The following is a 20,155-nucleotide window of genomic DNA, read 5'->3' as shown; positions in this document are numbered from 1 at the left end:
ATGTCGCCTTTCGCAAGCAGTTCAGGACGAATGCACCATGACCAGTCGTAACGAAACCCTCTTCCAGCGCGCCCAGCAGACCATTCCGGGCGGTGTCAATTCGCCGGTGCGTGCCTTCCGCTCGGTCGGCGGCACGCCGCGCTTCCTGGCGCGCGCCGAGGGCGCCCGGGTTTGGGACGCCGATGGCAAGGCCTATATCGACTACGTCGGCTCCTGGGGGCCGGCCATCGCCGGCCACGCCCATCCCGCCATTGTCGAGGCGGTGCGCGAGGCCGCGCTCAAGGGCTTGTCCTTCGGCGCGCCGACCGAGAGTGAGGTCGAGATGGCAGAGCTGATCTGCGAACTTCTGCCCGCGGTCGAGATGGTGCGCCTGGTCAGTTCCGGCACCGAAGCGACGATGAGCGCGATCCGCCTGGCGCGGGGCTTTACCGGTCGCGATGCCATCGTCAAGTTCGAAGGCTGCTACCACGGTCATGCCGACAGCCTGCTGGTGAAGGCTGGCTCCGGCCTGCTCACCTTCGGCAACCCGTCGTCCGGTGGCGTACCGGCCGATTTCGCCAAGCACACCATCGTGCTCGACTACAACGACCTGCAGCAGGTCGAGGACGTGTTCAAGGCGCGCGGCGGTGAGATCGCCGCCATCATCGTCGAGCCGGTGGCCGGCAACATGAACCTGATCAAGCCGCAGCCGGGCTTCCTCGAAGGCCTGCGCCGGATCTGCACCGAGTACGGCGCGGTACTGATCTTCGACGAGGTCATGACGGGCTTTCGTGTCGGCCCGCAGGGCGTGGCCGGGCTCTACGGCATCACGCCCGACCTGACGACGCTTGGCAAGGTGATCGGCGGCGGCATGCCGGTTGGGGCTTTCGGCGGCCGCCGCGACATCATGGAAAAGATCGCCCCGCTGGGCAGCGTTTATCAGGCCGGTACGCTGTCGGGCAGCCCGGTGGCAGTGGCGGCAGGCATGGTGTCACTGAAGCTGACGCGCGAGCCCGGCTTCTACGAGGGCTTGGCTGCGAGCACTCAACGCCTGGTCTGTGGTCTCGCCGCTGCAGCCAAGGATGCCGGTGTCACCTTCAGTGCGGATTCGGTCGGCGGCATGTTCGGCGTCTATTTCGCCGATAAGGTCCCGGCGTCGTTCTCCGATGTGATGGCTTCGGACAAGGAGCGCTTCAACCGCTTCTTCCATGCCATGCTGGAGGCAGGCCACTATTTCGCGCCCTCGGCCTTCGAGGCGGGCTTCGTATCGGCAGCGCATGGCGCTGCCGAGATCGACGCCACGGTGGCGGCCGCGCGCGAGGTGTTCGCCGGCCTGGCTTGAGGCCGCCGCGGTAACCAGGCCGCGACCCTGTCCAGCCCCTCGCTGCGCGCGACGAAGCTCCGGTAGGAGCGGCGCCAGCCCCGAGGGGTTGAAGGCAACGTGGCGGATCGGAAGCGCCCCAAAAGGCTCGCGGCTCGCGCCGCTCCTACCGCGAGCAACGGCGCGTGGGGTCGTCGTAGGAGCGGCGCCAGCCGCGAGGGGTTGAAGGCGACGTGGCGGATCGGAAACGCCCCAAAAGGCTCGCGCCGCTCCTACAGCGAGCAGCGGCGCGTGGGGTCGTCGTAGGAGCGGCGCCAGCCGCGAGGGGTTGAAGGCGGCGTGGCGGATCGGAAGCGCCCCAGAAGGCTCGCGGCTCGCGCCGCTCCTACGGCAGGGCGCAAGCCGCCGCGCTCAAAGCAGGAATATCGTCGCCAGCCCGAGGAAAATGAAGAAGCCGCCCGAGTCGGTCAGCGCGGTGATCATTACCGAGCTGCCCAGCGCCGGGTCGGCGCCGAGGCGGATGCGGATCATCGGGATCAGCACGCCGGCGCTGGCAGCGAGCAAGAGGTTCAGGGTCATCGCCGCGGTCATTACCATGCCAAGCTCGACGTTGCCATACAGCCACCACGCCAGTACGCCGAGCAGGCTACCCCATACCAGACCGTTGAACAGCGCGACGCCGAGTTCCTTCTTGAGCAGGCGGTTCATCGCTGACTGCTCGACCTGGCCCATCGCGATCGCACGCACGATCATGGTGATCGTCTGGTTGCCCGAGTTGCCGCCGATGCCGGCGACAATGGGCATCAGCGCAGCGAGCGCCACCAGCTTCTCGATCGAGCCTTCGAAGGCGCCGATCACGCGCGAGGCGATGAAGGCGGTGACCAGGTTGATCGCCAGCCAGGCCCAGCGGTTCTTCACCGAGCTCCACACCGAGGCGAAGATGTCTTCTTCCTCTCGCAGACCGGCGTGGCTGAGGATTTCGGCCTCGGACTCCTCGCGGATGTAATCGACCACGTCGGCCACCGTCAGGCGGCCGATCACGCGTTTCTCGCCGTCGACGACTGGTGCCGAGACGAGGTCGTAGCGCTCGAATGCCTGCGCGGCCTCATCGGCCTCGTCTTCGGGCGTGAAGCTGATCACCGTTTCCGAGCGCATCACATCGGCGACCTCGAGTTCGGGGTCGTTGATGAGCAGGGACTCGAGCGTCAGGATGCCCTTGAGGTGATCCTCGCGATCGACCACGAAGAGTTTGTCGGTATGGTCGGGCAACTCGTCGAAGCGGCGCAGGTAGCGCAGCACGACTTCGAGACTGACGTCCTCGCGTACCGTCACCATGTCGAAGTCCATCAGCGCGCCGACCGAGTCCTCAGGGTAGGACATGGCCGCGCGCAGCTGCTCGCGGCCCTCGGTGTCTAGCGATTGGAAGACGTCCTGGATGACCTCGGGCGGCAGGTCGGGGGCAAGGTCGGCAAGCTCATCGGCGTCGAGCGATTCGGCGGCGGCCTTGAGCTCTTCCGGCGCCATGGTCTCGATCAGGGACTCGCGAACTGCGTCCGAAACCTCGAGCAGGATTTCGCCGTCGCGCTCGGCCTTGACCAGGTCCCACACGTATAGGCGTTCTTCGCGCGGCAGGGCCTCGAGGATGTAGGCGATGTCGGCCGGGTGCAGGCTGTCGAGCTTGGTGCGCAGCCCGGCTTCGTGCTGTTTGTGGACCAGGTTCTCGACCAGCTCATGGCGCGGCATGTCCTGGCGGTGCACGAGCCCTTCCACCACTTTCTGGCGTGCGAGCAGGTCCTGCACCTCGCGCAGGTGGTGCTGGACGTCGTCGGGGTGGAGTTCTTCGGGCTCGGTCATCGCACGGCCTTGTGGGAGGGAGGCTGGGGGCGGGCGGGGCGGAAAAGCGGAATTCTACGGGCTTGGGCGGGCGCAGGCGACCCTGAACATGTCACGGCAGGTGAATTTTTCGTTGCGCCGCATCACGGCACCTGAGAATGCACCATGCGTCGTTGCACGCGGCTGGCGTGGGTGGCCAGGCGGGGGCCGAAACTGCGTTCGTAGCGGCGAGGGTTGGGCAGCATGACGGCCAGCCTTGCCGCCTCTGCTGGCCCCAGGCTGGCAGCCGGGCGGCCGTAGTAGTGGCGTGCTGCCGCTTCCGCCCCGAACACGCCGTTGCCCCATTCGGCGACATTGAGGTAGACCTCGAGAATGCGACGCTTGTCCCAGGTCGCCTCGATCATCACCGTGATCACCGCCTCCTGGCCTTTGCGCAGCCAGCTGCGCGAGGGCGACAGGAAGAGGTTCTTGGCGAGCTGCTGACTGATCGTCGAGCCGCCGGCGGCCAGCCGGCCGCGTTCGGCATTGCGCTCGAGCGCGCGCTGGATGCCCTCCCAGTCGAAGCCGCGGTGGTCCAGGAAACGGTCGTCCTCGGCTGCGACCACCGCGCGCTTGAGGTGGATGGAGATGCGCTCGTAGGGCACCCACTCGTGACGCAGGCGGGCGTTGGGGTCCGTCTTCTGCAACTCGGCCAGGCGCATGCGCATGAAGCGCGTGCTGTCGGGATCGAAGCGGCTCCACCATACGATCTGGGTGAAGATCACCGCCTGCCAGAACAGCAGCAGGAGCACTGCGATGGCCAGGCCGCGGCCCAGCCAACCCAGTGCGCGCCGCATGCCGGCTGCGCTCATGGGCACTCAGCCAGCATCGAGCTGGCGGCGTAGTTCGGCCAGCACTGCCGCGGTGTCGGGGCGCACCCCCCGCCACAGCGTGAAGCTCTCGGCGGCCTGCTCGACCAGCATGCCCAGACCGTCGGCCACGCGCGCCGCGCCCTGCGTGCGCGCCGCGGCCATGAAGGGGGTGTCGCCACGGCCGTACATCATGTCGTAGGCGACTGCCCCGGGGGCGTACAGGCCGGATGGCAGGGGTGGCAGCGCGCCGGACAGGCTGGCCGAGGTGGCATTGATGACGACGTCGAAGCGATGACCGGCAAGGGCGTCGAAGCTGCTGGCCGCGAGCGCGGCGCGTCCGGCGTGGGGGGTGAAGAGGGCGACCAGTTCGTCGGCCTTGGCCGGGCTGCGGTTGGCGACGACGAGCGTGGCGGGCCGGCAGTCGAGCAGCGGCAGCAGGGCGCCGCGGGTGGCGCCACCGGCACCCAGCACCAGGACGCGGCGTCCGCCGAGCGTGCAGCCGAGGTTGACGATGAGATCGCGTACCAGGCCGGCGCCATCGGTGTTGTCGCCGAGGATGCCGTCGTCCCCGAACGCGAGTGTGTTGACCGCGCCGGCCAGTTCGGCGCGCGGCGTGTGCCGTGTGGACAGGGCGAAGGCTTCGAGCTTGAAGGGGACGGTGACGTTCATGCCGCGTCCGCCCTCGGCGCGGAAGTCCTCGACTGCGCGCACGAAGCCGTCCAGCGGCGCGAGCAGGGCCTCGTAGCTCAGTGTCTGGCCGGTCTGGCGGGCAAAGGCGGCGTGGATCTGCGGCGACTTGCTGTGGGCGATCGGGTTGCCGATGACGGCGTAGCGGTCCATGGGCGGGGTCTCAGTTGGCGCGCACCTGGTCGCGGTTGGTGAAGGTCCAGGTGCGGGTGATCTCGATCACGTCGTAGTCCTTGCGGATGTCAGGCGGGAAGGGCGCGTAGGGCGCGGCCATCTCGACGATGCGAACCGCCGCGTCGTCGAGCAGCTTGTGGCCCGAGCTGCGATGCACGCCGACCTTGTCCACCGAGCCGTCGGCGCGGATGGTGACGGACAGCAACAGGCTGCCATAGAGCTTGCCGCGCGCCGCTTCCGGATAGTTCAGGGTGCCGATGCGCTCGACCTTCTGGCGCCAGTCCTCGACGTACTGGGCAAAGCGGTATTCCTGTGCACGCGCGCCGATGAACTTCTTGCGCGGGCGTTTCGCGAGCTCCTGCAGGTCGCGGTCGATCTGCGCCTCGAGCCGGGCCACGGCAGCAGCGCTGTCGAGCAGGTCGAGCCCGCTCAGGCGCGGTTCGGGCTCGGGGGTTGGTGCCGGCTGCTCGACCTTCTTCGGAGCCGCGGCGACCTTGGCTGGCGCCTTGTCGCGCGTGATCACCGGTTTCTGCTCCTGCACCGGCGCGGGCGCCAGGCGCTTGGCCTCGACCAGGGCGTCGCCGTCCTGGCGGTTCGGTTGTGGTGGCAGCGGCGTGCTCGGGCGTGCGTCCTGCTCGGTGTTGCCACCACCATCAACGTTGGCCTGGGCGAACACCTCGGCCTTCTCCGGCGCCTGGGCGTGGCGGGTGTTGACCAGCACGACCTCCAGTCCCTTGTCGCGCGTCGGCTTGCTCTCGGGCAGGCGGAACTGAACGAGCAGCAGCAGGCCGTGCAGCAGCAGCGAGAGGGCAAATGCCGCCAGCAGCAGCGGCCCGCCGAGGCGGCGCAGCCTGCCTCTCACGCCCTGCGTGCCGCGCTGTGCCGGCGTTGCGGAGGGTTCGGAGGGGGGCATGCCGGGCGGTGCCATGGCGGTTCGATGACGGCCGGCTCAGGCGAAGCCGAAGCCGGCCTCGCTGAAGTCTCGTGCCTCCGGCTCGGCCAGGATCGCCACGAAGCGGGCCTCGACCTCGACGTCGAGGAGGTCGGTGTGCTCGACGTGAAGCCTTACCCGGCTGCCGGGGAGTTGCAGCGGCATCGAGGGGACGCGGAACACCAGCGGTACCTCGGTCAGCCGCACCACGTTCTCGCGCAGCACGGTGGCCTCGACCTCGCCGCGGCCGTGCTGGCGCAGCCAGCGCAGGCACCAGTAGCGCTCCATGCCACGCTGGAACTCGGCGTATTCGGCATAGGTGAGCTCGAAGTCGCGCAGTGCCGCCATCAGGTCGGCGGACTTGGGTGCAAAGGCCGGCGGGGTGCCCTGCAGCACCGAGATGATCTGCCACTGGTTGACCAGATCGACGTAGCGACGCAGCGGCGAGCTCGACCACGCGTAGCAATCCACGCCCAGGCCTTCGTGCGGCGCGGCGACCGTGGTCATGCGCACCTTGCCGCCGCCCTGGGCGCGGTACAGGCCGGGAATGCCAGAGGCGTCGAGCAGCTTGCCCCAGGTCATGTTGGCGTAGATCATCAGCTCGGCCACCAGCTTGTCCATCGGCGAGCCGCGCAGCCGACGGCTGATGCTGACATGGCCGGGGCCGTCGGCGGTATCGATGTTCCAGTCCACGCTGAAGCCGAAGTCGATGCGGTCCTCGTTGCCGCCTGCCTTGCCGCGCCCGGCCTCGAGCACGGTGGCGAGATCCCACAGCAGGGACAGTTCCTGCTTCCAGGGGAAGTCGGTCAGGCCAGTGTGCACGGTCTCGTCGTTGAACACCGGCTCGATGTCGTGATGCCGCAGGTTGGCGACGATCGGCACCATCTCGACCCGGCTGTGCTCGGCGACGATGGCCAGGCCTGGTGTCACGTCCAGGTACAGCGACACCGCCGGGCAGTCACGGCCTTCGGCCAGCGTGAAGCCCTGCACCACCTCGTCGGGCAGCATGGTGATCTTGTTGCCCGGCATGTACACCGTGGACAGCCGTCGGCGGGCGATCGCGTCCAGGCCCGAGCCACGGGCGAAGCCGAGCGCCGGGGCTGCGATATGGATGCCGATGCGCCAGCCGCCTTCGGGTCGCGGTGTCACCGAGAAGGCATCGTCGATCTCGGTGGTGGAGGCGTCGTCGATCGAGAACGCGGCGACTTCCGCGCGCGGCAGGTCGGCCGGCGTCACCGGTGGCTCGAAGGCGGGGAAGTCCGGGCCCTCGGGGAAGTTCTGGAACAGGAAGCGGTTGTAGTGGAAGTCGTAGCTCGATGCGAGCGCGCCACACTTGAGCAGCAGGCGTGCGGCCGACAGCCCGCTGTCGACGCAGGCGGCCTCGAGCGCCTTGATCTCGGGGCGGTTGCGGTCGGGGCGGTAGAGCGCCTGCGGCAGCAGGGCGGCGAGCTCGGCGGGCAGGCGGCCAGCGACCAGCTCGGTGCGCATGTGCTCGATCGCAGCGGCTTGCTGGCGCTTCTTCTCCAGGCCCGCGAGCGCGGCCTGAAGGATGTCGGCAGGGGCCTTGCGGAAGCGTCCTTTGCCCTTGCGATGGAACCAGATCGGCGCCGAATGCAGGCGCAGCAGGATGGCGGCGGACTCGACCGCGGTCGGCGTGTGACCCTGGTACTCGGCAGCGAAGTCGGCATAGGCGAATTCCTCGTCGCCGCACACTTCCCACAGGAACTCGATGTCGAGCTCGTCGGCCGCGGCCTCGGCGCGCGCGAGCAGGTCGGAGGGGCCGGGGTCGCGGAACTCGAGCAGCACATTGGCACGCTTGAGCTTCACCCGTTTGCCGTGGGTGTTCTCGACCTGCAGGGTGGCATCGTTATCAGCGAGGATCGTGCCGGCCTTGAAGGCCCCGTCCTCTTCATACAGCACGAACATCGGCATCCGCCTGAAGAAAGCAAGCGCGCTAGTTTACTGGATTCGGGCGGTCAGCCCCATTTCCGGATGCGTTGCCGCTCGTATCGCGCTTGCGCACCGCTGCTCCGGGCTTGCGGGGCGCCTTCCACGCGGTGCCGCGCTGCCTATCCAGTGTTCCCTGATCTGCGCGCGCTGCGAATGAGGTCGGCCGAGTACACCGCGAGTGCAAGCCAGATCAGGGCAAAGCCGACGAGCTGGGTAGTGTCCAGGGGTTCGCGGAAGATCACGACCGCGACCAGGAAGTTGAGGCTGGGCGCGAGGTACTGCAGGAAACCCACGGTGGCGAGCGGCAGTCGCCGCGCACCGACTGCGAACAGCGTCAGTGGTACTGCTGTGAGAATGCCCGAGAGCGGTAGCAGCCAGTCGACGGTCGTGCCGGCACCGAAGGTGAGTGCGTTCTGTGCGCCCAGCCAGACCAGCCACGCCAGCGCCAGCGGTGCGACCAGCAGGGTCTCGATGAACAGGCCGCTTGCGGCCTCCACTGGGGCGCGCTTGCGCAACAGGCCGTAGAGGCCGAAGGTGCCGGCGAGGAAAATGGCGATCCATGGCGGGCTGCCCAGCTGCCAAACCCGCCAGCCCACGCCGGCACAGGCGATCGCCACTGCTGCCGCTTGCAGCGGGCGCAGGCGCTCGCCAAGGAAGATCGCGCCCAAGGCCACGCTGACGAGTGGGTTGATGAAGTAGCCCAGGCTGGCCTCGAGCAAGCGACCGGCGTCGATCGCCCAGATGAAGACCAGCCAGTTACTGCTGGTCAGGAGTGCGGTGAGGGTGAGCAGCGCGAGCAGGCGGGGTTGCGCGAGGACCGCGCGCACGCGAGCGAATCCGCCGGTCGAAGGGATTAGCGCGAGCAGGCCGGCGAGGAACAGGGCTGACCACAACACACGATGGGCGACGATCTCGAACGGCGGCACGCTGCCGATGGCGCGGAAGTAGAGCGGCGCCAGCCCCCAGATGCAGAAGGCGGTCAGCGCGGCCAGCATGCCGTTGCGCGCGTGGGTATGGGGGGAAGGCGTGGGCACGAGCGAAGCTATGGCGTGGAGTGGGCTGGGTGACGGGGCGTGAGGTGGACAGGGGGCCCTTGCTGCGCATTCGTGCCGTGCAGGTGCTGAGCCGCAGGCGACACGGGGCTACAGGGTCATTGACGCGTAGCGGTGGCAATCAGGGTGTGAGCTTGCAGCAGGTAACCGCCGCGGTCGTCACTGCAGCGATGATCGGCCAGCTCGTCGGCGACTGCCGCTTGTAGCGCCTCCTGCGTTGCCTGGGGCAGCCGGCCGAGGGCTTCGGCCGCGCCACCCGCGAGGTGGAGGAAGGCCTGCCAGTAGGCCTCGGCGCTGTCGAAGTGACAGCTGAACGTACATGTGCGGATGTCGACGTTAATGAAACCGGCCGCGCTCAGCGTCTGTGCCAGGACTTCCGGTTTGCCGTAGCGGAACACCGAGGGGCGGGCGACCTTGGGCGGCGGCAGCAGGCGGGCGATGGTGTCCTGCGCGCGGTGTATCAGTGGCACGGTTTCTCGCGTGCCCCACACCGACAGCGCGATCTGCCCTCCGGGCACGAGCACGCGGTGCATCTCGGCGAGCGCGCGTTCGGGCTGCGGGAAGATGAACAGTGCGAGGCCGGCGAGCACGCGGTCCACGCTGGCATCGGCCAGGCACAGGTGCTCGGCGTCGGTGGCCGCGAAGCAGGGCGCCTTGGCATGCTCGCCACAGCGGCGCGCGCCCTCGGCGAGCATGCCTTCGGCGATATCGGTGGCGAGCACGGTGCCGGCGGGGGCAACGCGCAGCGCGGCGTCGCGTGCGAGCAGGCCGGGGCCGCTGGCGAGGTCGAGCACGCGCTGTCCCGGCGCAAGCGCGGCGGCGTCGAGCAGGGCTGCGGCGAGGTCGGCGCGCAAGTGCGCCCCTTCGGCATAGCGTGCGGCGATGCGATTGAAACCGGCGCGCTCCATGGCCTTGAAGCGGCGCGGGTCGAAGCCGGGTGCGGCGCCTTGGGCTGCGTCCAGTGTGCTGGGGGTGGTGTCGTAGGTGCTCATCGGTGGCAGCCGGGCGTCAGGGGCAGGTGAAGTCTATCACCGCGTCGAGGTAGTCGCTCCAGCGCGAAAAGCCGTGGTCGCCGCCCTCGAGCACAGTCTGCCGGGCGCCGGTGTAGCGCTGTACTGCGTGGCGGTAGTCGAGCACCTCGTCGCCGGTTTCAACCAGCAGCCAGTAGCGTTCCGGGCGGGTGATCGTTGCCACTTCCAGGGCGCGCAGCTCGTCGATGTGGGTGCGGGTGAACTCGAAGCGCGCGCCGGTGTACATGTTGTCCTGCGTGCCGATGTATGCCTCGAGCGAGAGCGGCGCGACGACCGCCGGATTGACCAGCACCGCGCGCAGGTTGTGGCGTTCGGCGAGCCAGGTGGCGTAGTAGCCGCCGAGCGAACTGCCGACCACCGCCGGCTCCAGGCCGGCGGCGCGGGCGCGGGCGATCGCGTCCTCGGCGAGCGCGATCGCGGCGCGCGGCGATACGGGCAGTTGCTCGCACCAGAACTGCTCGGCAAGCCCGCGCTCGGTCATGCGCGCCTTGAGCGCCTGGGCCTTGATCGAGGCCGGGGCGGAGCGGAAACCATGCAGGTAGACGATCATCGTGTGTTCCTCGATCAGGGCTCGGACCATTCGACCCAGCCGAAGTACCACGTTGCCAGCACGAAGATGCCAAAGGCGATGCGGTACCAGGCGAAGACGATGAAGGTGTGGTTGGAGATGAACTTGATGAAGCTCTTCACCGCCCACATGGCTGCGATGAAGGAGGCGACGAAGCCGACCGCGAACACGGGCAGGTCTTCGATCCGCAGCAGCGCCCAGTTCTTGTACAGATCGTAGGCGGTGGCGGCGAACATGGTCGGGATCGCCAGGAAGAAGGAAAACTCCGCTGCCGTCTTGCGCGACAGGCCGAAGATCAGTCCGCCCATGATGGTGGCGCCCGAGCGCGAGGTGCCAGGAATCATCGCCAGCGCCTGCGCGAAGCCGACCTTGAGCGCGTCGGGCCAGCGCATCTCGTCGACGTCGTTGATGCGCGGGTGATAGGCGCGCTTTTCCACATACAGGATGATCAGCCCGCCCACCACCAGTGCGGTCGCCACCGTGATCGGGTTGAACAGCAGGCCCTTGATCGTGGAGTGGAACATCAGGCCGAGGATGGCCGCGGGCAGGAAGCCGATGAACAGCATCCACACGAAACGCTGTGCGCTTGGTTGCGTGGGCAGGCCGACGGCGACCTTGATCAGGCGCTCGCGGTAGTCCCAGCACACGGCGAGGATGGCGGCGAGCTGGATGACGATCTTGAATACCTTGCTGGTGTCATCGTTGTAGCCGAGGAGGTCGCCTACGATGATCAGGTGGCCGGTGGAAGACACGGGCAGGAATTCGGTCAGGCCCTCTACGATTCCGAGGATGAGGGCGACGAGAAGGAGAGAGAGGTCCATGCGGCTTGGGTGTGGGGAAAGGGGGCGGCGGGATTATAGCCCCCGGGATGTTGCACTGCGGCGGCAATGCCGAATGCGTGACACGGTCGCCTTCGGCGGTTGTCCGCCGAACCGTTGGGAGCGCTCAGGCGGCGGTGAGTGCTTCGAGCCTGTCCAGGTAGCGCAGCGCGTGCGCCTGCTCGCTGCCGCACATTTCGATGGAGGGCTGCAGGCTGGTGCACACCGCGGGCCGGCGCGGGTCGCCGAAGAGCTGGCAGCGGTTTGAGGCGTCGAGCTGGATGCAGCGCACGCCAGCCGGTTTGCCCTGCGCCATGCCTGGGATGGCCGAGGAGATCGAGGGGGCGATGCAACAGGCAGCGCAGCCCGAGCGACAGTCCATTGCCTATGCCTGCCCAGGCAGCGCTGACCACCAGTCGAGGACGGCCTCGAGCGTGGGCGGCAGCAGCGCACCTTCGTCGCCGGTGAAGTTCTTCCATTCGCCGAGGAAGCGCTCGCCAACGGCCGTCAATAGTGGCACGCCAGCCATCACCGTTTCGCCCATCTCGGCGCGCAGGCCGGCGCCCGAGACCTCCTGGGCGCCGAACTTGTTGATGATGACCAGATCGACACCGCGTTCGATCGCGCCGCGCACCGCAACCGAGCCGCGTGCCAGCGCGTCGGGGTCGACCCGGCAGGCCACCGAGCCGCGTCCGAGCTCCTGCGACAGCGGGATGCTCTCGCCGGTCTCCAGGTTCTCCAGTTCCATGGCGCAGGGGTCGTCAATGACGGTGGCGATGTCGTGCTGCAGCACGCCGCCGAGTTTCACGCCGTCTGCCGCGAGCGCGCGTGCAGCCTGGGCGAGCAGGGCCTCGATGTTGTCGGTGGGCTTGTATACGACGGCGGCAATGGCTGTGGCTGGCATGGTCGGGCTCGGCGTTCGGCGCGTACGGTGTCAGCCGCCATTGTCGCACTGCGACGCCAACAAGGGGGCGATGCGGAGGATAATGCGCGCCCTGACGACGCCGATACGGATCCATGAGGGCTGAACAACGGGGCGCACGCCGCCCGGCCGACACGCCGAACTTCGATGATTGCCTGAGCGCCGACCGGCCACGATTGCGTCGATTGGCGAGGGATCTCGCGCGCCCGCCGCGCGCAGCGGACCAGCACGCCCGGCTGCAGGCCGATCTCGAGACGCTGCTCATGCGTTCCCGCGCTGCCTATGCCGCTCGTCGGGCCGCACTGCCGACGCCGGATTTTCCGCCCGAGCTGCCGGTTTCGGCGCGGCGCGACGAGATCGCCGCGGCCTTGGCCGCCCACCAGGTCATCATCGTCTGTGGCGAGACCGGTTCGGGCAAGACCACTCAATTGCCCAAGATCGCACTGACGCTCGGTCGCGGCGTTGCCGGTCTCATCGGCCATACCCAGCCGCGCCGGATTGCCGCGCGCGCAACTGCGAGCCGCATTGCGCAGGAGCTCAGGAGCCCGCTTGGCGAGGTGGTGGGCTACAAGATCCGCTTCACCGACCGCAGTAGCGAGCGCAGCCACATCAAGCTGATGACCGACGGCATCCTGCTCGCCGAGACTCAGACCGATCCGTTGCTCGCCGCCTATGACACCCTGATCATCGACGAGGCGCACGAGCGCAGCCTCAATATCGACTTCCTGCTCGGTTACCTCAAGACCCTGCTGCCGCGCCGGCCCGACCTTAAGGTGGTGGTGACCTCGGCGACGCTCGATGCCGAGCGCTTCGCGACACACTTCGCCGACGCCGCGGGCCAGCCGGCGCCGGTGATCGAGGTTTCGGGGCGACTGTATCCGATCGAAATGCGCTACCGGCCGGTGGAGAGCGAGGAGCTCGACCCCGCCGCGGCCGCGCGGACGGCTGCGGCGAAGGGCGACAAGTCGAAGGATAAGGGGCGCGACCTGATGGACGCCCTTGTCGAAGCGGTCGACGAGGCGCAGCGCTGCGGCCCGGGCGACGTGCTGGTCTTCCTGCCGGGCGAGCGCGAGATCCGCGAGGCCGCAGAGGCGCTGCGCAAGGCCCATCATCTGCCTGGTACAGAGATCCTGCCGCTGTTCGCGCGCCAGTCGGCTCAGGAGCAGGCGCGCGTGTTCTCGCCCTCCAGCGGGCGCCGGGTGGTGTTGTCGACCAACGTGGCCGAGACCTCGCTGACCGTGCCCGGCATCCGCTACGTGGTCGACACGGGCCTGGCACGCATCAAGCGCTACTCGCCGCGCAACAAGGTCGAGCAGTTGCAGGTCGAGAAGGTCGCCCAGTCGGCCGCGAAGCAGCGCGCTGGGCGCTGCGGCCGGGTCATGGACGGTATCTGCTTCCGTCTTTACGACGAGGACGATTTCAACCGCCGCCCGGCGCACACCGACCCCGAGATCCTGCGTTCCTCGCTGGCTGGCGTGATCTTGCGCATGAAGGCCCTGAAGCTGGGCGCGGTGGAGGACTTTCCCTTCATCGATGCGCCGGGCTCGCGCCTGATCGGCGACGGCTATGCGTTGCTCGCCGAGCTCGGCGCCGTCAGCGACGACGATGAGCGCAAGCTCACCCCGATCGGCATCGAGCTTGCCAGGCTGCCGCTCGATCCGCGCATCGGCCGCATGATCCTCGCCGCGCGCGATCGTGGCGCGCTCGCCGAGTTGCTGGTGATCGCCGCCGCGCTGTCGGTGCAGGACCCGCGCGAGCGGCCGCAGGACAGTCCCGGCGGCGCCGACCAGGCCCACGCAAGGTTCCGTGGCGGCGAGCAGGACCAGAAGTCCGAGTTCCTCTGGTACTGGCATCTGTGGAAGGCTTGGGACGAGGTGCAGCGTCACGAGTCGTCCAGCAAGCAGAAGGCCTGGTGCAAGAAGCACTTCCTCAACACCATGCGCATGCGCGAATGGCGTGACGTGTTCAGTCAGCTGCACACGCTGTGCGCTGAGCACGGCTGGAAGGACAACGCGCAACCCGCCAACTACGAGGCGATCCACAAGGCCTTGCTCGCAGGGCTGCTCGGCAACATAGGCTGCAAGGTCGATGAAGGAGAGCACGCAACCAAGGGCCCGCAGGCGGGTTCCTACCTGGGCGCGCGCGGGATCAAGTTCTGGCCGCATCCAGGCTCGTCGCTCGCGAAGAAGGCCGGCAAGTGGATCATGGCCGCAGAGCAGGTCGAGACCAGCCGCCTGTTCGGGCGCTGCATCGCGCGCATCGAGCCGGAGTGGGTGGAAGAGGTCGGCGGCCATCTGCTCAAGCGCCAGGTCTTCGAGCCGCACTGGTCCAAGGCTTCGGGCGCGGTGCGCGCCTGGGAGCGCGGCACGCTGTACGGCCTGGTGATCTACCCGCGCCGCGGCGTGGCCTATCGGGACATCGATCCGGCACTATGCCGCGAGCTCCTTATCCGCGAGGGGTTGGTGCAGGGCGAGGTTGCGGAGGGCGCGGCGCGCGCGATGGCCTTCCTTTCTCACAATCAGCGCCTGGTGACGGAGATCGAGCGTCTGGAGCACAAGTCGCGCCGTCCCGACGTGCTGGTGGACGAGGCGCTGATCGAGGCCTTCTACGACAGCAAGATCCCCGCGGATGTTTGCGATGTCGCCAGCCTGGAGGCATGGCGGAAGAAGGCGGAGAAGTCCGAGCCCAGGCTGCTGCACCTGTCGCGCGAGCAGTTGATGCGCCATGAGGCCGAGGGCGTCACGACCGACCGTTTTCCACCCGTGCTGGAGGTGCTGGGACAGAAGCTCAAGCTCACCTACCTGCATCAACCCGGTGAGGCCGATGACGGTGTGACGCTGACCGTGCCGCTGGCCATGTTGAATCAGGTCCCGACCAACCGCTGCGAGTGGCTGGTGCCGGGGTTGCTGGAGGAGAAAGTCGCGGCGCTGATGAAGACCGTGCCGCAGAAGCACCGCCACCGCCTGCAGCCGGTGGCCGAGAGCGCAGCGGCCTTCATGGCGGCTTGCGAGGCCGGCGAGTTCGACACCGACGAGCCGCTGCTGAAGATGCTGCAGCGCTTCGTCGAGGAGCGCGTGCAGCTGAAGCTGCCGCTGGAGAGCTTCCGCACGGAGAACCTCAAGCCCCACTGCTTCATGAACTTCCGCGTGATAGACGAGCACGGCCGGGTGATGGGGCAGTCGCGCAACCTGATGGACCTGCGCGCGCGCTTCCGCGAGCAGGTGGCGGCGCGTTTCTCGGCGGCGAATATCGGCAGTGCGCTTGCGGGCGCGCTCTCGGCGGCCGGCGTGGCAGGCGCGCCCGCAAGCGTTCGGGCGGATCGCGCGGGTGGAGGGCAGTCCGGCCCCGGTGCGAGTCATGCTGCATCGGGCCGCGGTGCGCAGGCGGGCGGTGCCGCGCGGGGGCGTGACGGGGCGACGGCTGAGGTGGCGGGGCTGGGCAATGAGGCACCAGCGCTACCGGCGAAGACGCTGTCCGGCTTCACCACGTGGAGTTTTGGCCCCTTGCCCGAGCTGCTCGAGATCCGCGTCGCCGGCCGCGAGGTGATTGGCTTCCCTGCGCTGCATGATGACGGCGACAGTGTTTCGCTGCGGCCCTATGACACCCCCGAGGAGGCGGCGCGTGTGCATCGGCGCGGTCTCGCCCGTCTGTTTGCGTTGAACCTGAAGGATCAGGTGCGTGCTGTCGAGCGCCTGCCCGGCCTGCGTGAGCTTGCGTTGCAGTACATGAGCTTCGGCACCGAGGCCGAGCTGAAGGCTCGCCTGGTGGACGCCACATTGAGCCGTTGCTGTCTGCTGGAGCCTTTGCCGACCGAGGCGGGAGCCTTCGCGCAGCGGTGCGCAGAGGCGAAGACGCGGGTCAGTCTGGTTGCACAGGAGTTCGTACGCCTGGCGGGCCAGTTGCTGGTTGAGCACGCGGGCTTGCAGAAGCGGCTGTCTGGGCTGAAAACCTTCCCCGAGGTCGTTGCAGACATCCAGGCTCAACTTGGCGGGCTGTTGCCCAAGGACTTCCTGGTCGCCTTCGAGTGGGAAAGGCTGGCCCATTTCCCGCGCTACCTGAAAGGAGCATCGGTTCGGCTCGACAAACTCCGCAACAATCCGGCGCGTGATGCACAGGCCATGGCCGAGTGGAGGCAGCTTGCCCAGGCCTGGGAGCGAGAGCGACTGGCGCGCCGCCGCGCCGGCGTCGAAGACCCTGCGCTGGAGGAATTCCGCTGGCTGCTGGAGGAGTTGCGCGTCGGTCTGTATGCGCAGGAGCTGAGGACGCCGATGCCCGTGTCGGTCAAGCGTCTGCAGAAGATCTGGGAGAGCCGCCCGCGCTAGCCCGACGCGGGCGGCTCTCGCCGTCTCAGCGTAGCGGGATCACGATCGGGGGGACGCTCACCCCGATCACCACTGCGGGCGAATGGCTATAGGTGTAGGGGCGATACGCCGGTTCGTAGTAGTGCTTGTGCACGATCGTCTCGCGATAGTGGCGAGGACGCTCGTGGATGATCACGCGTTCGCGCACGACATGGCGCTCGTCCCAGCCGCGGTGGACGTGTTTGTGCTTGTACGCATGCTTGTACTTATGGGTGTGTCCGTGCCTGTCCCAGCCGCGGTGATCACGGTCGCCGCGCGCTTCGGCAGCGCCCGCGCTGGCGAGCAGTCCGCCGCACAGAAGTGCGGTGAGCAGCTTGTGGTAGAGGGGTGTCTTCATGATCTGCCTCGTTCGTGTTGTCGTGTCGCAGGGCATGGCCCCGGTGTCTGCATGCTAGGCGCTGCGGCGCATACGGGGGCGGTGCGAATGTAAGCAGGATTTTTCGAGCGTGCCGACATGGGCCTCGTTGTGTCCGCCTTGTCAATACAAGGCTTTGACATCCCCGGGTTTCTTGTTATATTCGTGGGCTTCCCTTGCCCCACCGGATTCGCATGCCGGGGGGCTGCTTCACTCAACCGCAAGGAGTCTGCATGCGACACTACGAAATCGTATTCATCGTCCACCCGGACCAGTCCGAGCAGGTGCCGGCGATGGTCGAACGCTACAAGACCATCGTGACCGCCCGCAATGGCCAGATCCACCGCCTGGAAGACTGGGGTCGCCGCCAGATGGCCTACCCGATCCAGAAGGTGCACAAGGCTCACTACGTGCTGATGAACATCGAGTGCGACGGCGAGACGCTGGCTGAACTCGAGCACTCGTTCAAGTTCAACGACGCCGTGCTGCGCCACCTCACCATCAAGATGAAGAAGGCCGTGACCACGCCTTCGCCGATGATGAAGGAAGAGAAGTCGCGCTCGCTGAGCACCGCTTCCGACGACAAGCCGGCCGACAGCGAAGCTGCTGCTGCCTGAGTTGCCTGAGCCGGGTCTGAACCAACTGCGCATCGATGCGCGCGTGGCCGAAGTGCTGCCGTTGCGTCGAACCCCTGCCGGAGTGCCGGTCGCCAGCTGTACGTTGGCGCACGAATCGAAACAGATCGAAGCGGGTTTGAGCCGCGATGTTTCGGTGGAGCTCCAGGCGGTCGCAGTGGGTGATCTGGCTGCGGTGCTCGCGGTGGCGGCTCCGGGATGCGCGATCCGCGCGACCGGTTTCATGGCCGCCAGGAGCATGCGCAGTCGCAGCCCGGTTCTGCATCTGAACACAATCGAATTTCTCGAAGGAAACTGAAAATGGCCTTCAAGCCCAAATCCAAGTTCAAGAAGAAAGATGACCGCGGCGGTCGTGGTCTGTTCAAGCGTCGCAAGTTCTGCCGCTTCACCGCTGAGAAGATCGAAGAAGTCGACTACAAGGATGTGGACATCCTCAAGGACTTCATCACCGAAAACGCCAAGATCATGCCGGCCCGCATTACCGGCACCAAGGCGGGTTACCAGCGTCAGCTGTCGGTCGCCGTCAAGCGCGCCCGCTTCCTGGCTCTGATGCCTTACACCGACCTGCACCAGTAAGAGAGGAACGACGTCATGCAAATCATTCTTCTCGAGAAGGTTGTCAATCTGGGTGGCCTCGGCGATGTGGTCAAGGTCAAGGATGGTTACGCTCGTAACTTCCTGATTCCGCAGGGCAAGGCCAAGCGTGCCACGCAGGCCAATCTGGCCGAGTTCGAAGCCCGCCGCGCTGAACTCGAGCGCGCCCAGGCAGAGAAGCTCGCTGCCGCCCAGGCGCTCGCAGCCAAGCTCGAAGGCGTCAGCGTCCAGGTCGCCCGCAAGGCCGGCATGGACGGTCGCCTGTTCGGCTCGGTCGGCAACGCCGACATCGCCGATGGACTGGTGGCTCAGGGCTTCGAGATCGAGCGTTCGGCCGTGCGTCTGCCCGATGGCCCGCTCAAGCAGGTCGGTGATGTCCAGGTCGAAGTGTCCCTGCACGCAGATGTCCTCGCGACCATCACCGTGACGGTGGTTGGCGAGCAGTAATTCCCGCGTCTTTGCGCGTGATCGAAAGGGCTGCCTTGCGCAGCCCTTTTTGCTTTCGGAAGCGTGCCGTGCAAGTGGCGCGCCGCTAGCATCGCTAGAATCCGATGAGTGGAATCGAAAGGTGGTCGTGATGAGCTCTCTCCCCTCCCGTTTTGCCGACCATGTCGCGGCCGATCCGCAACTGGCGCAGATCAAGCTGCCGCCGCATTCGATCGAGGCCGAGCAGTCGCTGATCGGCGGCATCCTGCTCGACAACCAGGCTTGGGAGCGGGTTGCCGATCTTGCCAACGAGTCCGACTTCTATCGCGACGACCATCGCCGCATCTACCGCCACATCACCCGGCTCATCGATCAGGGGCGGCCGGCCGACGTGGTGACGGTGTTCGAGTCGCTGGAGAAGAACGGAGAGGCCGAGCAGGCCGGCGGTCTCGCCTACATTGCCGAGATCGCCAACAACACGCCGTCGGCGGCGAACATCCGCCGCTACGCCGAGATCGTTCGCGAGCGCGCAATCCTGCGCAAGCTGGTGGCGGTCGGCGACGAGATTGCGGCGAGTGCGCTGAGCCCTTCCGGCAAGGACGCCAAGGCCTTGCTCGACGAGGCTGAGGCGAAGGTGTTCGAGATTGCCGAGGCCGGTGCCCGTCATACCAGCGGGTTCGTCTCCATCCAGCCCATCCTCAAGCAAGTGGTGGATCGGGTGCAGGAGCTCTACGACCGCGACAACCCGCAAGAGGTTACAGGGGTGCCTACTGGGCTGGTGGATCTCGATGAGAAGACGTCCGGCCTGCAGCCGTCGGACATGATCATCGTTGCGGGGCGTCCGGCAATGGGCAAGACGACCTTCGCCTTGAATCTTGCCGAGCACATTGCGATCGAGCAGCGCCTGCCGGTGGCGATCTTCTCGATGGAAATGCCGGGCACGCAGCTCGCGACCCGCTTCATCTCTTCGGTCGGTCGCATCGACATGCAGAAGATCCGCAGTGGACGGCTTACCGACGATGACTGGCAGCGGCTCACCATGGCGATGGGCAAGCTCTACGATGCGCCGCTCTTCATCGATGAGACGCCGGGTCTCAATCCGATCGATCTGCGCGCGCGTGCGCGCCGGCTCGCTCGCCAGTGCGGCAAGCTCGGCCTCATCGTCATCGACTACCTGCAGCTGATGAGCGGTACGCGTGAAGGCGACAACCGGGCGTCAGAGCTCTCCGAGATCTCGCGCTCCGTGAAGTCGCTGGCCAAGGAGCTCCATGTGCCGATCATTGCCTTGTCGCAGTTGAACCGAAGTCTCGAGCAGCGTCCCAACAAGCGTCCCGTGATGTCCGATCTGCGCGAATCCGGTGCGATCGAGCAGGATGCGGACATCATCATGTTCATCTATCGTGACGAGGTCTACAACCCCGATTCGCCGGACAAGGGCACGGCGGAGCTGATCATCGGCAAGCACCGTAACGGTCCGACCGGCACCGTGCGCATGACCTTCATTGGTGAGAACACGCGATTCGAAAACTATGCGGCCGCACCGGGAGCCTACTGACGGGAGCTGGGGGTGCGCATACCGGATGCGCCGGCATGCATCCATTTAAAACCTTGATCGTTATTTTTCTTGACGGTCTGGATTGGGTGTCTATAATGCGCACCTCTTCAGC

General features: G+C 67.1%; 19 protein-coding genes. 7 read left to right on the top strand and 12 right to left on the bottom strand.

What is annotated here, in order from left to right:
• Positions 1-37 precede the first annotated feature (37 nt).
• On the top strand, positions 38-1,321 hold the full coding sequence (gene hemL / locus B447_RS11370; RefSeq protein WP_002930416.1) for a glutamate-1-semialdehyde 2,1-aminomutase: 1,284 nt from the start codon (positions 38-40) through the stop codon (positions 1,319-1,321).
• Positions 1,322-1,711: 390 nt separating this feature from the next.
• Here hemL and mgtE read toward each other — a convergent pair whose 3' ends face one another.
• The 11 genes from mgtE to B447_RS11315 all read right to left on the bottom strand — a co-directional run bounded on the left by mgtE (position 1,712) and on the right by B447_RS11315 (position 12,099).
• Positions 1,712-3,154: a magnesium transporter gene (mgtE, locus tag B447_RS11365; protein WP_002933083.1), complete on the bottom strand. Its 1,443-nt coding sequence runs from the start codon at positions 3,152-3,154 to the stop codon at positions 1,712-1,714.
• A 122-nt stretch (positions 3,155-3,276) separates the two neighbouring features.
• Positions 3,277-3,969 carry a monofunctional biosynthetic peptidoglycan transglycosylase gene (gene mtgA / locus B447_RS11360; RefSeq protein ID WP_157384669.1) on the bottom strand — a complete coding sequence of 231 codons (693 nt, stop codon included), beginning with the start codon at positions 3,967-3,969 and terminating at the stop codon, positions 3,277-3,279.
• Between the two features lie 21 nt (positions 3,970-3,990).
• Entirely contained in the window at positions 3,991-4,824 is an 834-nt protein-coding gene (aroE, locus tag B447_RS11355; RefSeq protein WP_002939966.1) for a shikimate dehydrogenase, read from the bottom strand.
• Between the two features lie 10 nt (positions 4,825-4,834).
• Entirely contained in the window at positions 4,835-5,773 is a 939-nt protein-coding gene (locus B447_RS11350) for an energy transducer TonB (RefSeq protein ID WP_002939961.1), read from the bottom strand.
• A gap of 21 nt (positions 5,774-5,794) precedes the next feature.
• A complete protein-coding gene (locus B447_RS11345) occupies positions 5,795-7,702 on the bottom strand; it encodes a ribonuclease catalytic domain-containing protein (protein WP_002939960.1) in 1,908 nt (635 codons plus the stop codon).
• Positions 7,703-7,845: 143 nt separating this feature from the next.
• Positions 7,846-8,721, bottom strand: a complete 876-nt coding sequence (gene rarD / locus B447_RS11340) for an EamA family transporter RarD (RefSeq protein ID WP_002939959.1) — start codon at positions 8,719-8,721, stop codon at positions 7,846-7,848.
• Positions 8,722-8,876: 155 nt separating this feature from the next.
• A complete protein-coding gene (locus B447_RS11335) occupies positions 8,877-9,770 on the bottom strand; it encodes a class I SAM-dependent methyltransferase (protein WP_002939958.1) in 894 nt (297 codons plus the stop codon).
• A 16-nt stretch (positions 9,771-9,786) separates the two neighbouring features.
• Complete coding sequence (locus B447_RS11330; protein ID WP_198291791.1) at positions 9,787-10,359, bottom strand: YqiA/YcfP family alpha/beta fold hydrolase; 573 nt, start codon at positions 10,357-10,359, stop codon at positions 9,787-9,789.
• Positions 10,360-10,373: 14 nt separating this feature from the next.
• Positions 10,374-11,198: an undecaprenyl-diphosphate phosphatase gene (locus B447_RS11325; RefSeq protein WP_002933072.1), complete on the bottom strand. Its 825-nt coding sequence runs from the start codon at positions 11,196-11,198 to the stop codon at positions 10,374-10,376.
• 124 nt (positions 11,199-11,322) lie between these two features.
• Positions 11,323-11,577, bottom strand: a complete 255-nt coding sequence (locus B447_RS11320) for a YkgJ family cysteine cluster protein (protein ID WP_002933067.1) — start codon at positions 11,575-11,577, stop codon at positions 11,323-11,325.
• 3 nt (positions 11,578-11,580) lie between these two features.
• Complete coding sequence (locus tag B447_RS11315) at positions 11,581-12,099, bottom strand: DUF2478 domain-containing protein (RefSeq protein ID WP_002933065.1); 519 nt, start codon at positions 12,097-12,099, stop codon at positions 11,581-11,583.
• A gap of 113 nt (positions 12,100-12,212) precedes the next feature.
• On the opposite strand from B447_RS11315, the gene hrpA reads away from it, so the two are divergent.
• Positions 12,213-16,439 (top strand): ATP-dependent RNA helicase HrpA, encoded by a 4,227-nt coding sequence (hrpA, locus tag B447_RS11310; RefSeq protein WP_198291790.1) that lies wholly within the window; start codon positions 12,213-12,215, stop codon positions 16,437-16,439.
• A gap of 25 nt (positions 16,440-16,464) precedes the next feature.
• Here the strand turns inward: hrpA and B447_RS11305 are convergent, their stop codons facing one another.
• Positions 16,465-16,815: a hypothetical protein gene (locus tag B447_RS11305; protein WP_002933057.1), complete on the bottom strand. Its 351-nt coding sequence runs from the start codon at positions 16,813-16,815 to the stop codon at positions 16,465-16,467.
• Between the two features lie 251 nt (positions 16,816-17,066).
• Here B447_RS11305 and rpsF point away from each other — a divergent pair, with 251 nt between their 5' ends.
• The 5 genes from rpsF (at position 17,067) to dnaB (ending at position 20,043) form a co-directional block, all read left to right on the top strand.
• Positions 17,067-17,450: a 30S ribosomal protein S6 gene (rpsF, locus tag B447_RS11300; protein WP_002933056.1), complete on the top strand. Its 384-nt coding sequence runs from the start codon at positions 17,067-17,069 to the stop codon at positions 17,448-17,450.
• A gap of 43 nt (positions 17,451-17,493) precedes the next feature.
• A complete protein-coding gene (gene priB / locus B447_RS11295) occupies positions 17,494-17,766 on the top strand; it encodes a primosomal replication protein N (RefSeq protein WP_386040092.1) in 273 nt (90 codons plus the stop codon).
• A gap of 2 nt (positions 17,767-17,768) precedes the next feature.
• Positions 17,769-18,044: a 30S ribosomal protein S18 gene (gene rpsR / locus B447_RS11290; RefSeq protein ID WP_002933051.1), complete on the top strand. Its 276-nt coding sequence runs from the start codon at positions 17,769-17,771 to the stop codon at positions 18,042-18,044.
• Positions 18,045-18,059: 15 nt separating this feature from the next.
• Positions 18,060-18,509 carry a 50S ribosomal protein L9 gene (rplI, locus tag B447_RS11285; protein WP_002933042.1) on the top strand — a complete coding sequence of 150 codons (450 nt, stop codon included), beginning with the start codon at positions 18,060-18,062 and terminating at the stop codon, positions 18,507-18,509.
• A 130-nt stretch (positions 18,510-18,639) separates the two neighbouring features.
• The gene (gene dnaB / locus B447_RS11280; RefSeq protein WP_198291789.1) at positions 18,640-20,043 is read left to right on the top strand and encodes a replicative DNA helicase; all 1,404 of its coding nucleotides are present in this window, start codon (positions 18,640-18,642) and stop codon (positions 20,041-20,043) included.
• Positions 20,044-20,155: the final 112 nt, after the last annotated feature.

It is taken from the genome of Thauera sp. 27, from assembly GCF_000310125.2.
GTDB classification, from domain to species: Bacteria; Pseudomonadota; Gammaproteobacteria; order Burkholderiales; family Rhodocyclaceae; genus Thauera; species Thauera mechernichensis.
The sequence above is the reverse complement of the archived record's forward strand: the minus strand, read 5'-3'. Positions and strand labels throughout refer to the sequence as shown.